We start from the raw sequence: 23727 nt of genomic DNA, 5'->3' as shown, positions 1-23727 counted from the left end.
TTAATCCTCCACAACATAAATTAGCTTTTCATCGAGTCTATGATCCCCCTGGAAGGTAGCTCCTTTATCAATCCATTCCTCCAGTTCAGTTAACATAGAAATCGTAATCTTTTCTCCTGGAATGAACAATGGTACTCCCGGTGGATACGGAATGAGTATTCCTTTAGCTATTCTTCCTATGGAGCGAACATATGGAACCCACTCGCCTTTTTTCTCATTTAAGAGGCTCATATTCATTTCAATCGTAGAAACAGATTTAAACGATTTATTTCTTATATCTTTAGGAATTATCGGTGTTTCTTTTTTAAGCTCGTCTACGGCCATTTTAATTCGTTTTCTTACCTCTGCAAAAGGGTAGTCTTGGTCCTTTTTTAGTAAAGGAAGAATTAATAATACCTGATAAGTATCCGCAAGCTCCGCATATACATGTTGTGCTTCTAAAGCCTGTTGAACTTGAAAACCAGAATAGTTCCCAACACGTATTAGTAATTTCAGTGGATCATTTACTTCTATTACTTCCACTAACTTAATCGTTTGGAGTGCCTGAATGAACAAATTTCTTTTATATATTAATTGTTTGAAATCCATTTCATTGTATCTTTGTACATAGCTTCTTGCATCATCTAAGGATGCCATTAATAAATAAGAAGGACTGCTTGATTGAAGCATCCTTAAATACTTGTTTACTTTAGAAGCTTTTATAATAGAAGAATTCATATGTAAGTAAGAACCCATTGTCATAGATGGTAATGTTTTGTGTGCAGATTGTACTACTATATCTGCACCGAAATCAAGAGCAGATAATGGAAAACCGCTGTTTGCCTTAAAATGTGCTCCATGTGCTTCATCTACTAGGACTGGAATGTCTTTTGTATGGCAATAATCGATAATCTCTTTTATTTCATTAGAAGCCAATCCATAATAAGTTGGGTAAGTGAGTAGAACACCTTTTACTAAAGGAAACTCTTCTATTGCGCTTTTAATGGTGTTGGCAGAAACAAAGGTTGTTGTTTTTGTGCGAGAATCCCATTCTGGAGTAACAAAGATAGGTTCAACACCTACAAGCTCAATTGCATGAAAAATTGACTTGTGAGCATTCCTCTGGACTATTAACTGTTCTCCATACTGGCATGTTGCATATAGCATAGCTAAATTGCCAACAGTCGTTCCATTGACAAGAAAATAACTTTTTTTTGCCCCGTATGTAGAGGCTAACAATTCTTCCGCTTCTTTAATAGCTTCTTCTGGATGATGTAAGTCATCTAAGCCTTTAAGTTCTGTAAGGTCATAGGATAAGGCCTCTTTAATAACCTCAGGAAGATTGGATAACACCCCATGTTTATGTCCTGGTACATGAAAGGAGATATTCTTTTGACTATGAAATTTTTCAAGCGCTTCTACTAAAGGTCGTTTTTCATGCATTTCTTATACCTCACCAAACTTTATTATCTTTCTATTATACATGAAATAAGACATGAAATAAGGATAGATGATTTGAACCTATTTTTGGCCAGAAAGGGTAGAACTTTATTAAATATTTATTTTCCGGGAAATTATTTTATTGTATGAATATGGCTCCTACTGCACAACAAATTGGATTAACACATATTATGCGAAGAATGTATAGCAATGACGATATAGAAAGGAGCTGCCCTATGGTTTTCCCGTTTGATTACACCTCCCCATCCGCTCAATTCACTTTTGATGTGAACACAAGTACCTTGTTTAAAAAAGATAGCCAAAACTTTATTAATGTTTTAGGGATTCAGCAATTAAACACACTAGATAATGTATCCTTACTTGATATTTTTTTTAGTCCAAACAATGTGATCGAGCCCCATTACCACCAAAATGCATCCGAACTTGTCTATTGTATTTCTGGTGGATTAACCGTCTCATTATTGAATCCCTTTACCAAGCAAATGCAACATTTTCCGCTCTCACCTGGCCAAGTAGCGAATGTACCTCAAGGATGGTGGCATTATGAAGTAGCTACAGAGAAACATACACATCTACTAGCCATTTTTAATGCTCCAACACCCGAAGTAATACTCGGATCAGATATCCTGAAGTTAACTCCAACGAATATTATGGCCCAGACCTATTGTTTAGATAAAACTCTTTGGGAAAAAGCAATTGCACCAGTAGTCCCTTCCACATTTATTGGTCCACCTGCAAGCTGTAACAAAACTACTGAAAGTTAATTCTTAACATAATGAATTTCAGACAAGACGACATGGACTACTCCCATGTCTCTTTTATGTTTTTTTCACACTGACTTAGCGGGAGATTGATTTTTATAGCTATGTTAAAGATAAAAGTCGATTTGAAAATGTACGAAACAAATAACTTCTGTCTCTCTACTTTTCATGGGGGGGTTAGGGAATTTTTTTCGGCTAAATATTACACTGTTAGTTCCATAAAATAGTTATATCGTTAACCTAACAAAGGCACTATTATTATTGATAACACTACACTTATTAAGAATGTAATTAGCCAATCTCTTTTTTGAGTTGTTTTAAGTAGTATATTCAATACAGAACCAATACAAATACATACTATAAATCCGACAACAATATTAATGAGTTCCATGAGATACCTCCTAACAATAATATTTTCCAATTTACCCACAAATTCATTTACACAACTGTCTACCCCGTTCGTATTAAAAGGTCAGCCTGAATTGGTTGACCTTTTTTTAATGATTTTTATTATAACATTCTTTCTTGCTTCCTCGAACTCTTTGCCCCTCTGGCTTCTCGCTCACTTCCTTAGGGAGAGAGTGCCTTCGGCTTTTTCCTCTAAAAGACAAAACAAAAAAGCCGCCACCGATTACTCGGTGACGACTTCCTTTAGTGCCCAGCGACGTCCTACTCTTGCAGGGGGAGACCCCCAACTACCATCGGCGCTGAAGAGCTTAACTTCCGTGTTCGGTATGGGAACGGGTGTGACCTCTTCGCCATCATCACTAGACTTTTGAGTTGTTCACTCAAAACTGGATAAAAGACATCATATTAGAAACAAACCATTTGGTTAAGTCCTCGATCGATTAGTATTCGTCAGCTGCACGTGTCGCCACGCTTCCACCCCGAACCTATCTACCTCATCGTCTTTGAGGGATCTTACTTACTTGCGTAATGGGAAATCTCATCTTGAGGGGGGCTTCGTGCTTAGATGCTTTCAGCACTTATCCCGTCCACACATAGCTACCCAGCGATGCCCTTGGCAGAACAACTGGTACACCAGCGGTGTGTCCATCCCGGTCCTCTCGTACTAAGGACAGCTCCTCTCAAATTTCCTACGCCCACGACGGATAGGGACCGAACTGTCTCACGACGTTCTGAACCCAGCTCGCGTACCGCTTTAATGGGCGAACAGCCCAACCCTTGGGACCGACTACAGCCCCAGGATGCGATGAGCCGACATCGAGGTGCCAAACCTCCCCGTCGATGTGGACTCTTGGGGGAGATAAGCCTGTTATCCCCGGGGTAGCTTTTATCCGTTGAGCGATGGCCCTTCCATGCGGAACCACCGGATCACTAAGCCCGTCTTTCGACCCTGCTCGACTTGTAGGTCTCGCAGTCAAGCTCCCTTCTGCCTTTACACTCTTCGAATGATTTCCAACCATTCTGAGGGAACCTTTGGGCGCCTCCGTTACACTTTAGGAGGCGACCGCCCCAGTCAAACTGCCCGCCTGACACTGTCTCCTACCCGGGTTACGGGTATGGGTTAGAATTTCAATACAACCAGGGTAGTATCCCACCGACGCCTCCTCCGAAGCTGGCGCTCCGGGCTCTAAGGCTCCTACCTATCCTGTACAAGTTGCACCAAAATTCAATATCAAGCTACAGTAAAGCTCCACGGGGTCTTTCCGTCCTGTCGCGGGTAACCTGCATCTTCACAGGTACTATAATTTCACCGAGTCTCTCGTTGAGACAGTGCCCAGATCGTTACGCCTTTCGTGCGGGTCGGAACTTACCCGACAAGGAATTTCGCTACCTTAGGACCGTTATAGTTACGGCCGCCGTTTACTGGGGCTTCAATTCGCACCTTCGCTTGCGCTAAGCACTCCTCTTAACCTTCCAGCACCGGGCAGGCGTCAGCCCCTATACTTCACCTTACGGTTTTGCAGAGACCTGTGTTTTTGCTAAACAGTCGCCTGGGCCTATTCACTGCGGCTCTTCTAGGCTATTCACCCAAAAGAGCACCCCTTCTCCCGAAGTTACGGGGTCATTTTGCCGAGTTCCTTAACGAGAGTTCTCTCGCTCACCTTAGGATTCTCTCCTCGACTACCTGTGTCGGTTTGCGGTACGGGCACCTCCCACCTCGTTAGAGGCTTTTCTTGGCAGTGTGAAATCAGGAACTCCGGACATACGTCCTTGCCATCACAGCTCAATGTTACAGAGTGCGGATTTGCCTACACTCACACCTCACTGCTTGGACGTGCATAACCAACAGCACGCTTACCCTATCCTACTGCGTCCCCCCATCACTCAAACGGTGGGGTGGTGGTACAGGAATATCAACCTGTTGTCCATCGTCTACGCCTATCGGCCTCGACTTAGGTCCCGACTAACCCTGAGCGGACGAGCCTTCCTCAGGAAACCTTAGTCATACGGTGGATGGGATTCTCACCCATCTTTCGCTACTCATACCGGCATTCTCACTTCTAAGCGCTCCACCAGTCCTTCCGGTCTGACTTCAACGCCCTTAGAACGCTCTCCTACCACTGATACCAAAGGTATCAATCCACAGCTTCGGTGATTTGTTTAGCCCCGATACATTTTCGGCGCAGCGTCACTCGACCAGTGAGCTATTACGCACTCTTTAAATGATGGCTGCTTCTAAGCCAACATCCTGGTTGTCTAAGCAACGCCACATCCTTTTCCACTTAACAAATACTTTGGGACCTTAGCTGGTGGTCTGGGCTGTTTCCCTCTTGACTACGGATCTTATCACTCGCAGTCTGACTCCCAAACATAAATCATTGGCATTCGGAGTTTGTCTGAATTCGGTAACCCGGGATGGGCCCCTAGTCCAAACAGTGCTCTACCTCCAAGATTCTAACGTTTGAGGCTAGCCCTAAAGCTATTTCGGAGAGAACCAGCTATCTCCAGGTTCGATTGGAATTTCTCCGCTACCCACACCTCATCCCCGCACTTTTCAACGTGCGTGGGTTCGGACCTCCAGTAAGTGTTACCTCACCTTCATCCTGGACATGGGTAGATCACCTGGTTTCGGGTCTACGACCACATACTCATTCGCCCTATTCAGACTCGCTTTCGCTGCGGCTCCGTCTTCTCAACTTAACCTCGCATGTAATCGTAACTCGCCGGTTCATTCTACAAAAGGCACGCCATCACCCGTTAACGGGCTTTGACTATTTGTAGGCACACGGTTTCAGGGTCTATTTCACTCCCCTTCCGGGGTGCTTTTCACCTTTCCCTCACGGTACTGGTTCACTATCGGTCACTAGGTAGTATTTAGCCTTGGGAGATGGTCCTCCCGGATTCCGACGGAATTTCACGTGTTCCGCCGTACTCAGGATACACTCTGGAGGGAATGAACTTTTGACTACGGGGCTTTTACCCTATCCTGCGGACCTTTCCAGGTCGCTTCGTCTAGCTCATTCTTTTGTAACTCCGTATAGAGTGTCCTACAACCCCAAGAGGCAAGCCTCTTGGTTTGGGCTCTTCCCGTTTCGCTCGCCGCTACTCAGGGAATCGAATTTTCTTTCTCTTCCTCCAGGTACTTAGATGTTTCAGTTCCCTGGGTGTGTCTCAGATGCGCTATGTATTCACGCAAATGTACTGCCCCATTACGGGCAGTGGGTTTCCCCATTCGGAAATCTTCGGATCGAAGCTCACTTACAGCTCCCCGAAGCATATCGGTGTTAGTGCCGTCCTTCATCGACTCCTAGTGCCAAGGCATCCACCGTGCGCCCTTATTAACTTAACCTAAAAGTTAAAAGTACTACACTTGCAATCACGTAAGTGATCACAATTTGAATATCTTGCGTTTGTTTCTTTTTTTGATGTCGTTTTATCCAGTTTTCAAAGAACAAGTTAAAAAGCTTTAAATGCTCATATAGAATGAACATTCAAAACTGAACTGCAAAACGTTAAGATACAGATAAAGATCTGTATTCCGAATATATCCTTAGAAAGGAGGTGATCCAGCCGCACCTTCCGATACGGCTACCTTGTTACGACTTCACCCCAATCATCTGTCCCACCTTCGGCGGCTGGCTCCCAAAAGGGTTACCCCACCGACTTCGGGTGTTACAAACTCTCGTGGTGTGACGGGCGGTGTGTACAAGGCCCGGGAACGTATTCACCGTGGCATGCTGATCCACGATTACTAGCGATTCCGGCTTCATGTAGGCGAGTTGCAGCCTACAATCCGAACTGAGAACGGTTTTATGGGATTTGCTCACCCTCGCGGGGTTGCGACCCTCTGTACCGTCCATTGTAGCACGTGTGTAGCCCAGGTCATAAGGGGCATGATGATTTGACGTCATCCCCACCTTCCTCCGGTTTATCACCGGCAGTCACCTTAGAGTGCCCAACTGAATGCTGGCAACTAAGATCAAGGGTTGCGCTCGTTGCGGGACTTAACCCAACATCTCACGACACGAGCTGACGACAACCATGCACCACCTGTCACCGCTGTCCCCGAAGGGAAAAGCCTATCTCTAGGCCGGTCAGCGGGATGTCAAGACCTGGTAAGGTTCTTCGCGTTGCTTCGAATTAAACCACATGCTCCACCGCTTGTGCGGGCCCCCGTCAATTCCTTTGAGTTTCAGTCTTGCGACCGTACTCCCCAGGCGGAGTGCTTAATGCGTTAGCTGCAGCACTAAGGGGCGGAAACCCCCTAACACTTAGCACTCATCGTTTACGGCGTGGACTACCAGGGTATCTAATCCTGTTTGCTCCCCACGCTTTCGCGCCTCAGCGTCAGTTACAGACCAGAAAGCCGCCTTCGCCACTGGTGTTCCTCCAAATCTCTACGCATTTCACCGCTACACTTGGAATTCCGCTTTCCTCTTCTGTACTCAAGTCCCCCAGTTTCCAATGACCCTCCACGGTTGAGCCGTGGGCTTTCACATCAGACTTAAAGGACCGCCTGCGCGCGCTTTACGCCCAATAATTCCGGACAACGCTTGCCACCTACGTATTACCGCGGCTGCTGGCACGTAGTTAGCCGTGGCTTTCTAATGAGGTACCGTCAAGGTACGAGCAGTTACTCTCGTACTTGTTCTTCCCTCACAACAGAGTTTTACGATCCGAAAACCTTCTTCACTCACGCGGCGTTGCTCCATCAGACTTTCGTCCATTGTGGAAGATTCCCTACTGCTGCCTCCCGTAGGAGTCTGGGCCGTGTCTCAGTCCCAGTGTGGCCGATCACCCTCTCAGGTCGGCTACGCATCGTCGCCTTGGTGAGCCGTTACCTCACCAACTAGCTAATGCGCCGCGGGCCCATCCTGTAGTGACAGCGAGATGCCGTCTTTTAACATTTCCTCATGTGAGGTAATGGATTATTCGGTATTAGCCCCGGTTTCCCGGAGTTATCCCAATCTACAGGGCAGGTTGCCCACGTGTTACTCACCCGTCCGCCGCTAAATCAGAAGAAGCAAGCTTCTTCATCATCCGCTCGACTTGCATGTATTAGGCACGCCGCCAGCGTTCGTCCTGAGCCAGGATCAAACTCTCCATAATAGAGAACTTAAAAAGCTCATTTTGTTTTGCTGGCATCATCATTAAATGATGTCAAAAATTATTTTGCGTCAATCAAGCCGAAGCTTGTTGATGCTATATGTCTTAACGTTTTGCATGTTCAGTTTTCAATGTTCATTGTGTCAGCCAAACTTGTTTACCTCTTGGCGACTTCTACTATATTACACTCGTTTTAAACTTACGTCAACACTTTTTAAAAACTTTTTTTATTTTTTTATATTAGTATAGAAATAGCTACTACTGACGCTACTCCTGGAACTCCTAACACTGCTACTACTGCGCCTGTAAAAAGATTAATCGGAACCGCGTATCCTGCTGTTCCAAGTAATAAATGAACTCCGAATAACAGTAAAATAGAAAACCCTAAACGAAATAACAAGATAGAAATACTCTCAAATAAATTAGAAGACGAACTCTTCAATACTAAAAAAAGTAATAATACTAGCGAACACACAATAATGGTTAACTTCATGTTATTATCCCTCCATAAAATCAATATCCTTATTATATGAAGCTAGTACTATTAATATTCTATTTTATAATTACATTTCGAATCTTTGCCTCTTTATATAGATAGAAGTGTATACTCTCTGCCATTTTCCTTTTAGCAACTGCATCTAGATCATAGTCATTCAAGTAATCTTCAATTCGTTGAGCTTGTTGCCAATCTTCTTTGGTAGCTTTAATAAGCTCTACAAATCGTTCATCAAATTCTTTTTTTAGTTTCCCCTTTTTAAAAAACATCCAGCTCTACATCTCCTTATAGCTCTCTACGTCCTTCTAATGCTTTAGAAAGAGTAACCTCATCTGCATACTCTAAATCTCCACCTACAGGCAAACCATGTGCAATCCTCGTAGTCTTAATGCCTGAGGGCTTTACTAGACGAGATATATACATCGCGGTTGCTTCTCCTTCTATAGTTGGGTTTGTTGCTAAAATCAGTTCTTCTACTTGGTCATTCTGTAATCTTTTTAAAAGGGTCGGTACATTAATATCCTCTGGACCTATTCCATCCATCGGTGAGATAGCCCCATGCAGTACATGGTATAAGCCGTTGTAATCTCTCATTTTTTCCATTGCAATTACATCTTTTGTATCTTGTACTACACAGATCATAGATCCATCACGCTGTTTATCCTGACAAATATGGCAAGGATCTATGTCCGTGATATGTCCACAAACCGAGCAGTAGCTCAAGTTCCTTTTTGCATCTACTAGAGCTTTTGCAAAGTCTAGTACTGTATCTTCTTTCATAGTTAACACAAAAAATGCCAGACGGGCCGCTGTTTTGGGCCCGATTCCTGGCAATTTCATAAAGCTTTCAATTAGCTTTGATATCGGTTCAGGATAATGCATGATTTGTCCTCCTAGAACATGCCAGGAAGGTTCAATCCTTTCGTGAATTGACCCATAGTGGCATTAGCTGTTTCTTCCGCTTTCTTCATTGCTTCGTTGGTTGCAATTACGATCAAGTCTTGTAGCATTTCCACATCGTCTGGATCTACAACAGCAGGGTCTAAAGCTACCTCTAATACTTCTTTTTGTCCTGAAACAGTAACTTTCACCATTCCACCACCGGCAACCGCTTCAAAACGTTGAGTTGCTAACTCCTCTTGAGCTTCAGCCATTTTCTTTTGCATCTTTTGCATTTGTTTCATCATACCTTGCATATTTCCCATTCCACGCATAATTATTTTCCTCCTTAGTCATCATGTACTTCTACAAAATCTTTGCCGAAAAGCCTCTCAGCTTCCACAATCAATGGATCTTCTGAAATCTCTTCCATTCCTTGCAGTAACTCCATCGCTTCTAATGGTTCTGAAGAAGACGTCGCCTCTGACTCTGTTGAATCTTTCTTTAATCCATTTTGCTGAATAAATTCTTCTCTAATCTTTAACCAACTTTCTTCAGGTACATACACTACCTCATACATCGTTCCAGTAAGATTCGCGATAAGCTGAGGGAAAGAAGTTGAGAATGTTTTATTCTCCATTGCCATTTGACAATGTATATCATACTTAAATTTTAACACAAATGCAGTAGAAGATGCTGCAACTGGCTCCGCATCATTTAATAACGCTGCATGTGACTTTTGTAGCTGTTGTAGGATAGTTGCCCAATGAGATTTAATGGCTTGGATATCTGATTTTGTCGCCATTTTTAAAATTTCTTGAATACGCCCACTAGACACTTTGACTCCTGAAGCTTTTTGTCTTGTTCTCTTTGGTTGTTCCTGCTGAGCCCCTTGACTGTTTCCTGTAGTATAAGTGCCTTGGCTTAATTGCTGCTGAAGTTGTTGTAATTGCCCTTCAAGCAACTGAACTTTATTCTCTAATTCAGTGGTATTAACGTTACCTACGTTTGCATCTTGAGGTACTTGTGCCAATCGTATAATGGCAGTTTCTAAATAGACCTTCGCATGATTAGAAAAACGCATTTCTTGTTGGGTGTTTGTAAGAATCGAGATACTCTTATAAAGAGTTTCTACCGGAAACTTAAAGGCAAGTTCTCTAAAATGCTCATCTCCCGTAGCAATCTCTAACAATTCCGCTTGATCGGGAGCTACCTGTAGTACTAACAAATCTCGATAGAACGTGATAAAATCCTCTGTTAACCTTACAGGATCTTTTCCGTCATCTACGAGCTTTTCAATGCTCCCTAATGCATGGGCAACATCTCTTTCACTCAATGCTTCTGCAAGCTGATAAAATACATCCTGACCTATTGAACCAGTTACAAGTAAAGCATCTTCTATAGTCATTGTTTCGCCACTAAAGGATACCACCTGATCTAACATGCTGAGAGCGTCTCGCATCCCACCTGCTGCGGCCTGGGCAATGATTTTCAAAACATTTACATCGTATTCAATTCGTGCATCAGTCAGCACTTCTATCATTCTAGAAACGATATCAGTTGAGGTAATACGTTTAAAATCGAAACGCTGACATCTAGAAATGATGGTTAATGGTATCTTATGTGGCTCTGTGGTTGCCAGTATAAAGACGGCATGTGCCGGTGGTTCTTCTAATGTTTTTAATAAAGCATTAAAGGCACTTGTAGAAAGCATATGCACTTCATCTATAATATAAACTTTGAAACGAGCATTGGAAGGAGCAAAACGCACCTTTTCAATAATATCTCTTATCTCCTCTACACGAGAATTAGAAGCAGCATCGAACTCAATTACATCTGTGTTGGAACCCTCTGTAATGCTTTTACAAGTCTCACATTCATTACATGGTTCCTTTGCAGGGCCATTTTCACAGTTCAAAGCCTTTGCAAATATTTTTGCAGCACTTGTTTTTCCTGTTCCTCTTGGTCCCGAAAATAGATATGCATGAGTAGTTTTATTATAAAGGAGGGCATTTTGAAGGGTTTGCTTGATATGAGTTTGACCGGACATTTCCGCAAACGACTGAGGTCGATAAGCGCGGTAAAAAGCTTGATACGACAACAAGTTTCCCTCCCTCTTTTGTTTAAGTAAAGTATGGACTAATTATATCATAAAGAGAACTGTACTTCTGCTCCAAACTCTAATATAGACAAATAAAAAACTCATTCCTCCGAAGATGAATGAGTTTGAATTATATAATTTAAAGCCGTGCACCTTCCTTCGATTGATACACATAGGCGGCACCTTTGTCGTTAACTCAGTCTAGGCAACCCTGCGGCACATGAGAATGCACCACTTAATGCTGCTTCCTTCCGGACCTGACATGGTTCATGGGCTCCCATTGCGCAGGACCCAGACGTCAACATCACGTGCAAATACCAGACCCTACATATAAACAACCTCGAGAAGGGGTTCAGTCTCGCTAGAGCGGATTGCGAGTTACAAGACACCGCTACCTTCCCACCTAGCACGGCAATATTCAGTATAAGCTTTTTTCGTTGAGAAATCAATGGAAATATCCTTTTCCTCTTTTTCTATAACTCTATTCTAAAAAAAACACTATATTTTTTTCAAAAATGTTGACTTTGAATTTCATCCATGATAAATTAGTTCTTGTACTTCGGAGGAATACCCAAGTCTGGCTGAAGGGATCGGTCTTGAAAACCGACAGGCGGGTCATACCGCGCGGGGGTTCGAATCCCTCTTCCTCCTCCATTTTTTAACAACACACACGCATAAATTTGAGATTGAATTCGTTGCTTTTGTAACGAATTTTTCTTAGCCATACATGTTCAGAATATTAAGAAGTTGACTTTTTATGGGTCAGCTTCTTTTTTATTTTATGAATTGATTCATAATGATATCCTCAACATACTTAGTCGCCCCCAAGCTTTCCATTAATATCATCCTTTGTAACAAAAAAGCTTCCGCAATAAATGCGGAAGCTTTCATTATTTACGTAAGGTAATTGTCTGTGTTTGTTCCATAAAATGTCCAATTCTTTCAAGAATTAGCTCGACATCTTCAGGATTTTCTACGATATCATAATCATTAATGTTAAGGCGAAGCACCGGGCAACCATTAAATCCATCAATCCACTTTTCATAACGACCATGCATTTCTTCCCAATAAGCGATTGGCGTCTGCTGCTCCATCGGACGACCTCGTTCATGAATACGATCGATTACACTGTCCAGAGAGCCTTCTAAATAAATTAAAAGGTTAGGATGCGGGAAATACGGTGTCATCACCATTGCCTCGAATAGGCTTGTATATGTCTCATGATCGATTGGATCCATGGTTCCCTTTTCCTTGTGCATTTGAGCAAAAATGCCAGTATCCTCATAGATAGAACGATCCTGAATAAATCCCCCACCATATTCAAACATTCTCTTTTGTTCCTTAAATCTCTCTGCTAGGAAGTAAATCTGTAAATGAAAGCTCCATTTAGAGAAATCCTCGTAAAAACGGTCAAGATATGGGTTAGTATCTACTTTTTCAAACGAAGTCTTAAAATGTAATGCGTCAGCAAGCATTTTTGTCATAGTAGATTTCCCCACACCTACAGTTCCTGCAATAGTAATGACAGCATTGGCTGGGATGCCATACTTTTCTCTTAAGTTCATGTTATTTACTCCTTTTATGTAGTGTAGCACTTACTTTTTCTAAAATTATATTTAAATCCTGGCTGTTCTGTACAAAATCCATTTCATCACCGTTGAAACGAATAACAGGAACGTCTGGGTGCTTTGCTTCAAAGTCATCTATAAACATTCTATAGTCCGATGAAAGTTGCTCTAAATAGCTTGTACTAATTTTCTTTTCGAACTCTCTCCCACGTAAATCAATACGATTTTCTAACACGTCTATACTTGCATCTAAATAAATTACCATGTTCGGGATTGGCATATCCCTCGTTAAAATATGATAAATGGACTCGTATTTCTCATACTCGACCTCATTTAGGGAGCGTTTTGCAAAAATAAGATTTTTAAAAATATGATAATCCGCAACAACTGCTGTTTCGTTAGATAAGTATTTTTTTTCAATATCACTTAATTGCTTATAGCGATTACAAAGAAAGAACATTTCAGTTTGAAAGCTCCACTCTGCTATATCTTCATAGAATTTATTTAAAAAGGGGTTTTCGTCTACGATCTCTTTTAACAATTCAAATTGATATGTATTAGCAATTGCTTTGGCCAATGAGGTTTTACCAACACCTATTGGACCCTCTACCGTTATAAATGGAACAGACATATCTCTAACCTCACTCTAAAGTTTCAAGTCGTATCCTCTATTTTAGCATAGGGATATGATGAAAAATAGAGGATATTTGTCTTTCCAGAGAAAGACAAATACCCCCTATTTTTTCTTAATACGAAACATATCATTTAAAAGATACCAATTCTGAGGAAAATTGAAGCCACTATGCCAGTAGGAGATTCCTAAAAGGTTCAGTTCCTTTAAAAGATTGAACTTAGCCTGAATAGAACGAGCATCCTCGAACCACACTTCATGCTCTTTCCCGTCCCTCCAGTAATTAAAAAAAGGTGCCTGGGCAACTTCATCATATTCTATCGCGGCATTTCGATCGATTGCCAGTTGAACTGCTGCTTGGGCACTAATTGCTCTTGCAAATGGATTGCCTACTTTGTAGGGTAATGTCCAATCATAGCCGTACAGGTTTTGCCCCATCATAACCTTTTGTGAAGGTATTTCACTTATGGCATACTCTAAAACTTTTCTTACTGGACCTATTGGTGACACAGCCATCGGAGGTCCTCCACTATAGCCCCATTCATACGTCATAATGACGACGAAGTCTAACACCTCACCTAGAGCCTTATAGTCATGTCCTTCGTACCACTTACCAGGCTGGTTAGCACTTGTTTTTGGAGCTAAGCTTGCAGAAAAAATAAAGCTAGGAGCAAAAGCCCGAAACTCTTTTAAGAAAGTTACGTATTCATCCCGATCATCTGGATCTATATATTCAAAATCAGTATGAATATGATTCGTTCCTCTTCTATTAGCCTCAGCAACTGTCTCTTCAAATACTCTTTGCTTCACTTCCTCATTCGTAAAAATGGTATGAGCTAATGTGTCGCTAAAAGCACCTTCTTCAATATTGACTATTATAACAACTTCTTCCACGTTATTTGCCGCAGCAACTTCTGGCAACCTTCCCCAATCCATTTTAGTCAATGATCCATCTCTTTTAACTTCAAAAGCAAATGGCATCATGTAGGTTAATAGAGAGGCTACATTTTCTACTTGGCTAATAACTGTTTCAGATGGTGCCTCGGTATACCATTCCACATATAAATTGGTTTCAATCATTGGCCGATTTGGACTTGGAGTAGAGGGTAGGACTAATGATTGTCCAACGACCAATACATCCTGGTTCGGCAAGCCATTGATGGAAGCAATAGTAGCCGCACTAGTACCATTTTGTCTTGCAATAGAATATAAGCTATCACCTAACTTAACTGTATAAATCATCGCATCACTCCTTCAAATCAGAATATGCACGTTATCTACAAAACATGCTAAAATACGCGTAAGGAGTTGACTCCAAATGGATGAATATTATATGAATTTAGCAATTGAGGAAGCAAAAAAGGCTGCTGCCATAGGTGAGGTTCCGATCGGAGCTATTATCGTACATAAAAATGAGGTAATTGGGAGTGCCTACAATCTACGAGAAACGACCCAAAATGCAACGACACATGCAGAACTTCTGGCTATTCAAGAGGCATGTGCCAAAATTGGTAGCTGGAGACTCGAAGAAACAACCCTTTATGTTACTTTAGAGCCTTGCCCTATGTGTGCAGGAGCAATATTACAGTCACGTATCCCTCGAGTAGTATATGGTGCGAGAGACATGAAGGCAGGGTGTGTAGCCTCTCTGTATACGCTTTTAAATGATACTCGATTCAACCATGTCTGTGAGGTAACGGAAGGGGTTCTTGCGGAAACCTGTGGTAACTTACTAACGACTTTCTTTCGAGAGCTACGACTAAAGAAAAAGAACCAAAAACGCTTAGAACTCTAGGCGTTTTTGGTTCTTACTTTTATATCATTAAAAGTATCTTATAACGGATCATTTGCCTGTCGGGGCAGAGATAGGTGCTTGCGCTTTTCTTTTTGGCTAGCTCCAGCACCTTGTCCCTCGGGGTCAAATGAATAAAAGTTCTGGTGGCTGAAGAGCTGCCTCCTCACTTTTCCCCATTTGCCTGTCGGGGCAGACATAGGCGGTTCCGCTTTTCTTTATTTAATAATTGTTTTTCCGCCCATGTATGGTTGTAGGACCTCTGGGATTTTAACTGATCCATCTGGTTGCTGATAATTTTCTAGGATGGCAGCTACTGTGCGTCCGATTGCTAGTCCACTACCGTTTAATGTGTGTACAAACTCAGGTTTAGCACCCGGTTCTCTTCTAAAACGGATTCCAGCACGACGAGCTTGGAAGTCCTCGAAGTTACTGCATGAAGAAATTTCTTTATATTCGCCATAGCTTGGTAACCATACTTCAATATCATACTTCTTCGCTGCAGTGAATCCAAGATCTGCTGTGCACATACGTAGCACACGATATGGAAGTCCTAAAAGCTGAAGAACCTTTTCTGCATGTCCTGTTAGAAGGTCCAATTGCTCGTATGAATCCTCTGGTTTAACAAAACGTACCAGCTCAACTTTATTAAATTGATGCTGACGGATTAGCCCGCGTGTATCTCTACCTGCAGAACCAGCCTCTGAACGGAAACAAGCACTAAAAGCAGTAAAGGCTTGTGGAAGATCAGCTCCATCTAAAATTTCATCCCGGTAGAAGTTAGTTACTGGCACCTCAGCCGTTGGGATTAAGAAATAATCCTCCTCGTTAACTAAGAAAGCATCCTCTTCAAACTTTGGAAGCTGTCCAGTACCTGTTAGGCTCATACGGTTTGCCATATATGGTGGTAGCATTTCTTCATAGCCATGCTCTTCTGAATGAAGGTCCATCATGAAATTCCATAGCGCGCGCTCTAATCTTGCCCCTAAACCACGGTAAAAAGCAAAACGGCTTCCAGTTACTTTTGCAGCTCGTTCAAAGTCCACAATTTTTAAATCTGTGGCGATATCCCAATGAGCCTTTGTATCAAAGTTAAACGCAGGGACCTCTCCCCATTTACGAATTTCAACATTATCATCCTCAGAATCGCCAATTGGAACGTCATCATGTGGAATATTTGGAATGCGCATCATCATATATTCAAATTTTTCTTCTACCTGGCGTAGTTCTTCATCTAATGCTTTAATCTCATCGCCTACTTCACGCATGCGAGCGATTACATCATCAGCATTCTCTTTATTTCGTTTCATTTGTGAGATTTTTTGAGAAACCTCGTTTCTTTCTGCCTTTAGTACTTCTGTTTTTGCTATTAATTCTCTACGCTTTTGGTCTAAAGGAAGAAATTGATCGAACTCGGAGATATCTTCTCCACGCTTCGCAAGTTTAGCTTTCACTTCTTCATAATTATCACGTACAAATTTTACATCTAACATATGATTTCCTCCTCTTGATATTTTTGGCCTATTAACCAGATTTAAATTCATAAAAAACGACAAAAAAGCCCCCATCCCTTATAAAAGGGACGAGAGCTACCCGCGTTGCCACCCTGATTGATCTGACATCTCAGATCCACTTGTCTAATAACGGCTTTTCAACCGGCCACAGCTTACCTATTTTTCAGCTGCGCAACTCAAAGGACGGATTCACAAGCGCTTTTATCAGCTCCCACCAGCCGCTGACTCTCTAAAAAAAACTTACTTGCTACTACTTCCTATCATCGTTTTTTAAATCATGAAATTAACCATACTTTACTATAGGTTGACCGGTTTGGCAAGCGATTCCTGAACCATTTGTATAAAATAGGCAGTTATACGATGATCATTTGTTAATTCGGGATGAAAGGAGCATCCCAATATATGATTCTGTCTTGCCATTACGATTCGTTCTTCATGGGTAGCAAGAATTTCTACACTCTTATCTACTTCGACAATATGTGGAGCCCTTATAAAAATGGCTGGAAAATCAGTCGCTATCCCTTGAATATCTAAATTAGTTTCAAAGCTATCCACCTGACGACCGAAGGAATTTCTTGCGACAGTTGCTTGTAGCACACCAATATGATGTGTATCCTGACCTTGAATTTGCTTTGCTAATAATATTAGACCAGCACAAGTACCAAATATAGGCTTGCCTGAATCTGCAAACTGCTTTAAACAACCTAGTAAATCAAAACGGTCTATAAGCTTGCGCATTGCGGTACTTTCTCCACCAGGTAGGATTAAGCCATCTATTCCTTTCAAGTCTTCTTTTGTTTTAATCTTTACTGCTTTTGCTCCGCATTCCTCCACTGAACGGATATGTTCCGTAACAGCTCCTTGAAGAGCAAGCACTCCTATTGTGACCATCTTACCACCCTCGATCTTGCATACGCTCAGCAGTTGATAAACGAGAAATCTCTATTCCCTTCATAGGGATTCCTAAATCCTTTGAAATCTCCACTAATAATTTATAATCTTGATAATGAGTAGTTGCCTCTACAATAGCGCGAGCAAATTTCTCTGGATTATCGGATTTAAATATACCTGAACCGACAAACACTCCATCTGCTCCTAGCTCCATCATTAGTGCAGCATCTGCTGGAGTTGCAACTCCTCCTGCTGCGAAATTTACTACTGGTAATTTTCCTTTGTGCTTAATTTGCAATAAAATTTCATATGGTGCTCCAAGAATTTTTGCCTCTGTCATTAATTCATCCTCATCCATATGCACAATCTTTCTCACTTGGGCATTTACCTTACGCAAATGACGAACTGCTTCTACAATATTCCCTGTCCCAGGCTCCCCTTTTGTGCGAAGCATGGATGCACCTTCTCCTATACGTCGAGCAGCCTCTCCCAGGTCCTTACACCCACAAACAAATGGAACAGTAAACTCACTTTTTCGAAGGTGATACTCCTCATCCGCTGGGGTCAGTACTTCTGATTCGTCAATATAATCCACACCCATTGCTTCAAGCATTCTGGCTTCCGTGATGTGTCCAATACGCGCTTTAGCCATGACTGGAATCGTTACAGCACTCATTACCTCTTCCATTATGCGAGGATCGGCCATACGAGCCACTCCGCCCGCAGCACGAATATCAGATGGCACACGTTCTAATGCCATAACTGCCACGGCTCCTGCTGCCTCTGCAATACGAGCCTGCTCCGCATTAATAACATCCATTATAACTCCACCCTTTTGCATCTCAGCCATACCTCTTTTTACTAGCTCTGTTCCTGTCATATGTAAATTCATCCTATATACCTCCTAATTGTTATAAAATTTAGTATAATGGTATTTGACCATATGAAAAGTGCCAGAAACAATAAAATGAACATGGTCAGATTGGATGATACAATGGATTTTCTCATGCTTCCTTTAGAAAAGAACACAAATCTGCCATTATATGAACAATTATATAAATTTTTAAAAGATGCCATTGTGCAAGGTCATATTAAGGAAGGAGAAAAGCTTCCATCTAAAAGAAAGCTAGCTGAATACCTAGATCTAAGTCAAACAACGATCGAGCTTTCCTATAGTCAGCTTGTCGCAGAAGGATATATTAATTCGGAGCCAAGAAAAGGGTATTTTGTCCAAAACATAGAAGAGCTAGCTCTGATTGAAAAGGAAGATACTCCTGTTGGAAAAGAAGAGAAAGCTACTTCCTTCCATATAGACTTCTCACCGGGAAAGATAGATGAAGATTCTTTTCCTTTTACTCTTTGGAGAAAATACGCAAAAGAATTAGCTCATGAAGACCATAAAGATCTATTGCAGCTAGGACATCCTCAGGGAGACTATATACTAAGACAACAAATATCGTCCTATCTTTATCAATCCCGTGGTGTAAAAAGCAGACCAGAGCAAATTATTTTAGGATCAGGTACAGAACAACTCATGCCACTTCTCGTTCGTCTTCTTGGTGACAAAGCCGTTTATGGTTACGAAAATCCTGGGTATCCATTATCCCATCACCTTTTTTTAGAGAATGAGGAAAAGTCTGTTGCTGTTCCAGTAGACGAGGAAGGGTTAGTGGTGGAGGAGCTGGAGAAAACTAATACAACGGTTATGTATGTTACACCATCTCATCAATTTCCAACTGGTTCTGTTATGTCAGCCTCACGCAGAAGTCAACTGCTAGCATGGGCTTATCAGGAAGAGAAACGATATATTATTGAAGATGATTATGACAGTGAGTTTAGATATACAGGAAAACCAATACCTTCTTTACAAGGTATGGATCAAAACGACCGTGTAATTTACTTAAGCACATTTTCGAAGTCTCTCATGCCCTCCTTAAGGATTGCCTACGCTGTCCTTCCAAACACGCTTATAAAGCAATATAAGGACAAATACTATTATTATTCTGCTACTGTACCACGCATGGATCAGCATATACTTGCAAAATTTATGGAGGACGGTCACTTTGCAAAGCACTTAAATAAAATGCGTAAAATTTATAAAAGAAAGCTGGAAATTGTCACGAAGACACTTTCAGAGTATGAGCCTATTGTTAAACTTTCAGGGGAACAGGCAGGAATGCATCTTCTATTAACCATCCAGACAGATAGGAAGGAAGAGGAGCTTGTTTCTCTTGCCCAACAAGCTAACATTCAAATCTATGGTTTGCATAAGTATATAACCTCTCCCATTGACGAAACTGTTCCAAGGTTAGTTTTAGGTTTCGGTGGACTAGATTTTACAAATCTTTCGTCCTCCATACATGAACTTATGCGGGCAATCAAAATAGAGAAGTCATAACATCCATTGCAAACTAAAAGCACTGAAACCCATATAGAGTTTCAGTGCTTTTTTATAGAGATTTAAAATAAACCACCAACAAAATCTGTTGTACTATCCCATAATCCGCTAAAGAATTTGCCGATGCCTTGTAGCATTAAACTAAACCAACCTGCTTTTTCTACAGCTTCTGTTGTTACTACATCAACACTTCCTTGATCGCCAGTAATGTACCCATAATCAGTACCTTCAGATTTTTCAAGATGGACTTTTCCTACTACTGTGTCCTTCTTGACTTCTGCTTCTAGCTTGTCTTCTAATGGAGTGAAAACAGGCTTGTACAGATCTTTATCACTGGATTTGATCAGCATAGAGATAGGTTCTTTCACTGCAATTGCAACCGTATCTTCTTTTCCTTTATTTACTTTCAAAGTTTTATGACCAGGAATTTTATATCCTTCGGGTATTAGCTCTACTTTAGTAAATTGGGCAAAACCAAAATCAAATAACGCTCTAGTTGCGTCAAATCTAGCTTCATAACTTCCTTTTCCGTTAGCGTCTACTGCTTTCATGACTACAGCGATTACTCTCATACCGTTTCTTTCAGCAGTTCCGGTAAAGGAATGTCCTGCAAAATCTGTTGTTCCTGTTTTCAAACCATCTACGCCTTCATATTCGTAAACTAGTCCTGGTAGCATCCAGTTCCAGTTACTCATTTTGATAGCATCCGATGTGCCCTCGCGAAAAATTTTATGAGGAATCTTTGTTGTCTCTAACACTTCTGGATAGTCTTTCATCAGAAGATAAGCTAATTTTGCCACCGAGCTAGCAGGCATGACATTTTCATCTGTTGCTCCTGTGCTTGCCGGATGCATGCCTTGTAAATCTGCGTTGTTTAAGCCTGTTGAATTTACAAATTTATAGTTTTCTAAGCCCATTTCTGAAGCTTTTTCATTCATTAACTTCACAAAGTTTTCTTCAGTTCCAGCAATTGTTTCTGCTATTGCAATAGTTGCTGCATTGGCTGAATAGATTGCCATTGCTTCATATAATTCACGAATTGAATAAGTACCATCCTCGCGTAGAGGCACGTTACTTAGACGACGATCTTGAGAAATTTTATATGTATATTCATTTACTGAATATTGTTGTTCCCATGAAATTTTACCTTCTTCTATTGCTTCAAAAAGAAGATATTCGGTCATCATTTTTGTCATACTTGCAATTCCTAAAGCTGCATCTGCATTTTGCTCAAAAAGAATTTTTCCAGAATCAGCATCTACTAAGATTGCTGCATCAACATTTAAATTTAAACTTTCCTCTGCTTTTGTGTTAGTTGGCATTCCACCTACTAAAGACACAAGCAACATCGGAAGTACTAGCCACTTTACCATTGTTGTTTTCCAATATTTCTTCACTACTGTACCTCCACTTTTTCTATTATCAATGCTCATTTTATCATACTTTTTGAACTAGGTGCATAACACTTTAAAAAAGCACCCATTCGGCCTATATATAGACGTGAAATGGGTGCGAAAGTTTCTACTTATTTTAAGAGATAGAGTAGTTTGGTGCTTCTTTTGTTATTTGTACATCGTGTGGGTGACTTTCTCGTAGGCCAGCACCAGTCATGCGAATAAATTGTGCATTTTCTCGTAGGTCTTCTAAAGTACCTGTACCACAATACCCCATACCTGCTCGAACTCCACCAAGAAGCTGATGAATTGTATCAGAAAGTGGACCTTTGTATGGAAGACGACCTTCAATACCTTCTGGAACTAATTTCTTTGCATCCTCTTGGAAATAGCGATCCTTAGAACCTTTTTCCATTGCAGCAATAGAACCCATTCCTCGGTAAACTTTAAAACGTCTCCCTTGGAAAATCTCTGTTTCCCCTGGGCTTTCCGTAGTTCCAGCAAGTAGACTACCTAGCATAACTACATGTCCTCCAGCAGCTAAAGCTTTTACAATATCACCAGAGAATTTAATACCGCCATCGGCAATAATCGTTTTTCCAGCCTTGCGAGCTTCAGTAGCACAATCATAGATAGCTGTAATTTGTGGCACACCAACTCCTGCTACTACACGAGTAGTACAAATTGAACCTGGACCAATCCCGACTTTCACCACATCTGCACCAGCTTCGTATAAAGCCTTTGTAGCAGCACCAGTTGCGACATTTCCAGCAATAATATCTAAATCTGGATAGGTTGCTCTTATTTCCTTCACTACATCTATTACGCCCTTAGAATGTCCGTGAGCTGTATCAATAACAATTACATCTACCTGTGCAGCCACTAACTTTTGTACACGAATCATTGTATCACTTGTTACTCCAACTGCAGCTCCTACTAACAATCGACCGTGTTGATCCTTAGCAGCGTTAGGAAACTCAATTACTTTTTCAATGTCTTTAATAGTTATTAAGCCTTTAAGGATTCCGTTATCATCAACGATTGGTAATTTTTCTATTTTGTATTGTTGAAGGATTTTTTCAGCTTGTTCTAATGTAGTACCAACTGCAGCAGTCACTAACTGTTCTTTAGTCATTACTTCATTAATTGGTAAAGAATAATCTTGAATGAAACGTAGGTCACGATTCGTAATTATTCCAACTAGTTTTAGTTCTTCTTCATTATTTACTATAGGAACCCCAGAGATGCGGTATTTCCCCATTAAATGCTCTGCATCATAAACTTGATGAGTCGGTGTTAGATAAAAAGGATCCGTGATAACGCCATTCTCTGAACGTTTAACTGTTTCCACTTGTTCTGCTTGTTCCTCAATGCTCATGTTTTTATGAATAATTCCTAGTCCACCTTGGCGTGCCATAGCAATAGCCATTTTCGCCTCTGTAACAGTATCCATACCAGCACTGATCACCGGAATATTTAATTTGATTTTTGATGTTAAGTGTACTGATAAATTAATATCCTTTGGTAAAACCTCTGATTGAGCTGGAACTAATAAAACATCGTCGAATGTTAAACCTTCTTTTTGAAATTTCGATTCCCACATTACGCTGACTTCCTCCTCTATAATTAAATATTATTACAAGGTTATCAGCGGGCACATAGACTGTCAAGAATCGATAAATAATATATATATTCCGACTTTTCTTGCAATTATTTTATTACTTTGTCTATTAAAAGATTAAAAACTATTAAGTTGAAACTAGGTTTGAGTCCATAACACCTATTTTAATAGATAAATATATAAACTGAACTTTCTCTAAGAGTAATATCGATATTTATATGCTTTTAATTGATGTCTGCTCTGACAGACGCTTCCTGTGGCGTGAGCATTAGACCGCACAGGTGTGATGTATTATCTGCCTCACTATACCTGCTTGTGTCACTGCCTATTGGTAAGTATTTTACTGGTAGATTGCTATATATATCATTAATTTTTACCTATGTAATATTCTTATGAAAGTTTATTTGAAACTAGAAAATCGCAAAGAGCTTCTAAGCTATTCTCACATCTGTGGTTAGGGAGAGTGATAGCCTTCGGCTTGTTCCTTTAAAAATAAAAAGACCAAACAAAAAAGCCGCCACCGATTACTCGGTAACGACTTTCTTTGGTGCCCAGCGACGTCCTACTCTTGCAGGGGCGACCCTCCAACTACCATCGGCGGCTGCGAAACCAGATGGGCGGCAGATTTCTTCGTCAGCCGCAGTCGTTCGGTTCTCGCGTATGCCATACGCTCCGAGCCTCTCTTCCTTGCTTCCTCGAACTCTTTGCCCCTCCGGCTTCTCGCCTA

General features: G+C 41.2%; 17 protein-coding genes, 1 tRNA gene, 3 rRNA genes, 1 other RNA gene and 1 other annotated feature. Of the genes, 4 read left to right on the top strand and 18 right to left on the bottom strand.

Going from position 1 to position 23727, the window contains the following annotated elements; genetic code table 11:
- Positions 1-1422 carry an aminotransferase class I/II-fold pyridoxal phosphate-dependent enzyme gene (locus NSQ95_RS00160; RefSeq protein ID WP_340881160.1) on the bottom strand — a complete coding sequence of 474 codons (1422 nt, stop codon included), beginning with the start codon at positions 1420-1422 and terminating at the stop codon, positions 1-3.
- Between the two features lie 233 nt (positions 1423-1655).
- Between NSQ95_RS00160 and NSQ95_RS00155 the strand changes: the two genes are divergently transcribed.
- Entirely contained in the window at positions 1656-2204 is a 549-nt protein-coding gene (locus NSQ95_RS00155) for a cupin domain-containing protein (RefSeq protein WP_342560090.1), read from the top strand.
- A 653-nt stretch (positions 2205-2857) separates the two neighbouring features.
- Here NSQ95_RS00155 and rrf read toward each other — a convergent pair.
- The 9 genes from rrf to ffs all read right to left on the bottom strand — a co-directional run bounded on the left by rrf (position 2858) and on the right by ffs (position 11603).
- A 5S ribosomal RNA gene (rrf, locus tag NSQ95_RS00150) occupies positions 2858-2973 on the bottom strand.
- A gap of 56 nt (positions 2974-3029) precedes the next feature.
- Positions 3030-5958, bottom strand: a 23S ribosomal RNA gene (locus NSQ95_RS00145).
- 205 nt (positions 5959-6163) lie between these two features.
- Positions 6164-7718, bottom strand: a 16S ribosomal RNA gene (locus NSQ95_RS00140).
- Together the 16S, 23S and 5S rRNA genes form the textbook arrangement of a ribosomal RNA operon.
- Positions 7719-7950: 232 nt before the next feature.
- Positions 7951-8208, bottom strand: coding sequence for a pro-sigmaK processing inhibitor BofA family protein (locus tag NSQ95_RS00135; protein ID WP_340881164.1), 258 nt, complete (start codon positions 8206-8208; stop codon positions 7951-7953).
- A 59-nt stretch (positions 8209-8267) separates the two neighbouring features.
- Positions 8268-8480, bottom strand: coding sequence for a YaaL family protein (locus tag NSQ95_RS00130; protein ID WP_169361346.1), 213 nt, complete (start codon positions 8478-8480; stop codon positions 8268-8270).
- A gap of 16 nt (positions 8481-8496) precedes the next feature.
- A complete protein-coding gene (gene recR, locus NSQ95_RS00125; RefSeq protein ID WP_169361347.1) occupies positions 8497-9093 on the bottom strand; it encodes a recombination mediator RecR in 597 nt (198 codons plus the stop codon).
- An 11-nt stretch (positions 9094-9104) separates the two neighbouring features.
- Complete coding sequence (locus NSQ95_RS00120; RefSeq protein WP_340881167.1) at positions 9105-9425, bottom strand: YbaB/EbfC family nucleoid-associated protein; 321 nt, start codon at positions 9423-9425, stop codon at positions 9105-9107.
- Positions 9426-9439: 14 nt separating this feature from the next.
- Positions 9440-11191 (bottom strand): DNA polymerase III subunit gamma/tau, encoded by a 1752-nt coding sequence (gene dnaX, locus NSQ95_RS00115; RefSeq protein WP_340881169.1) that lies wholly within the window; start codon positions 11189-11191, stop codon positions 9440-9442.
- Positions 11192-11336: 145 nt separating this feature from the next.
- Positions 11337-11603, bottom strand: an RNA gene (gene ffs / locus NSQ95_RS00110) — signal recognition particle sRNA large type.
- Between the two features lie 149 nt (positions 11604-11752).
- Between ffs and NSQ95_RS00105 the strand changes: the two genes are divergently transcribed.
- A tRNA-Ser gene (locus tag NSQ95_RS00105) sits at positions 11753-11845 on the top strand.
- A gap of 236 nt (positions 11846-12081) precedes the next feature.
- On the opposite strand, the gene NSQ95_RS00100 is transcribed toward NSQ95_RS00105, so the two are convergent.
- The 3 genes from NSQ95_RS00100 to NSQ95_RS00090 form a co-directional block, all read right to left on the bottom strand.
- Positions 12082-12756, bottom strand: a complete 675-nt coding sequence (locus NSQ95_RS00100; RefSeq protein WP_169361350.1) for a deoxynucleoside kinase — start codon at positions 12754-12756, stop codon at positions 12082-12084.
- Position 12757: 1 nt separating this feature from the next.
- A complete protein-coding gene (locus NSQ95_RS00095) occupies positions 12758-13390 on the bottom strand; it encodes a deoxynucleoside kinase (RefSeq protein WP_340881172.1) in 633 nt (210 codons plus the stop codon).
- A 105-nt stretch (positions 13391-13495) separates the two neighbouring features.
- On the bottom strand, positions 13496-14632 hold the full coding sequence (locus NSQ95_RS00090) for a glycosyl hydrolase family 18 protein (RefSeq protein WP_340881175.1): 1137 nt from the start codon (positions 14630-14632) through the stop codon (positions 13496-13498).
- Between the two features lie 76 nt (positions 14633-14708).
- On the opposite strand from NSQ95_RS00090, the gene tadA reads away from it, so the two are divergent.
- Positions 14709-15185, top strand: coding sequence for a tRNA adenosine(34) deaminase TadA (tadA, locus tag NSQ95_RS00085; RefSeq protein WP_340881176.1), 477 nt, complete (start codon positions 14709-14711; stop codon positions 15183-15185).
- Positions 15186-15400: 215 nt separating this feature from the next.
- Here tadA and serS read toward each other — a convergent pair whose 3' ends face one another.
- The 3 genes from serS to pdxS all read right to left on the bottom strand — a co-directional run bounded on the left by serS (position 15401) and on the right by pdxS (position 18479).
- Positions 15401-16675 carry a serine--tRNA ligase gene (gene serS / locus NSQ95_RS00080; protein ID WP_169361354.1) on the bottom strand — a complete coding sequence of 425 codons (1275 nt, stop codon included), beginning with the start codon at positions 16673-16675 and terminating at the stop codon, positions 15401-15403.
- An 82-nt stretch (positions 16676-16757) separates the two neighbouring features.
- Positions 16758-16969 (bottom strand) — a binding site (T-box leader).
- Positions 16970-16993: 24 nt separating this feature from the next.
- The gene (gene pdxT / locus NSQ95_RS00075; RefSeq protein ID WP_340881178.1) at positions 16994-17587 is read right to left on the bottom strand and encodes a pyridoxal 5'-phosphate synthase glutaminase subunit PdxT; all 594 of its coding nucleotides are present in this window, start codon (positions 17585-17587) and stop codon (positions 16994-16996) included.
- Between the two features lies 1 nt (position 17588).
- A complete protein-coding gene (gene pdxS, locus NSQ95_RS00070; RefSeq protein ID WP_169361356.1) occupies positions 17589-18479 on the bottom strand; it encodes a pyridoxal 5'-phosphate synthase lyase subunit PdxS in 891 nt (296 codons plus the stop codon).
- Positions 18480-18530: 51 nt separating this feature from the next.
- Between pdxS and NSQ95_RS00065 the strand changes: the two genes are divergently transcribed.
- Positions 18531-19985 carry a PLP-dependent aminotransferase family protein gene (locus NSQ95_RS00065; RefSeq protein WP_340881181.1) on the top strand — a complete coding sequence of 485 codons (1455 nt, stop codon included), beginning with the start codon at positions 18531-18533 and terminating at the stop codon, positions 19983-19985.
- 62 nt (positions 19986-20047) lie between these two features.
- On the opposite strand, the gene NSQ95_RS00060 is transcribed toward NSQ95_RS00065, so the two are convergent.
- Together NSQ95_RS00060 and guaB are read right to left on the bottom strand one after the other, a co-directional pair.
- A complete protein-coding gene (locus tag NSQ95_RS00060; RefSeq protein WP_340881183.1) occupies positions 20048-21418 on the bottom strand; it encodes a serine hydrolase in 1371 nt (456 codons plus the stop codon).
- A 97-nt stretch (positions 21419-21515) separates the two neighbouring features.
- Positions 21516-22982, bottom strand: coding sequence for an IMP dehydrogenase (gene guaB, locus NSQ95_RS00055; RefSeq protein WP_340881184.1), 1467 nt, complete (start codon positions 22980-22982; stop codon positions 21516-21518).
- Positions 22983-23727: the final 745 nt, after the last annotated feature.

The organism is Psychrobacillus sp. FSL W7-1457 (assembly GCF_038593405.1).
In the GTDB taxonomy this organism is placed as follows: Bacteria; Bacillota; Bacilli; order Bacillales_A; family Planococcaceae; genus Psychrobacillus.
This window is presented reverse-complemented; position numbering and strand designations above follow the sequence as displayed.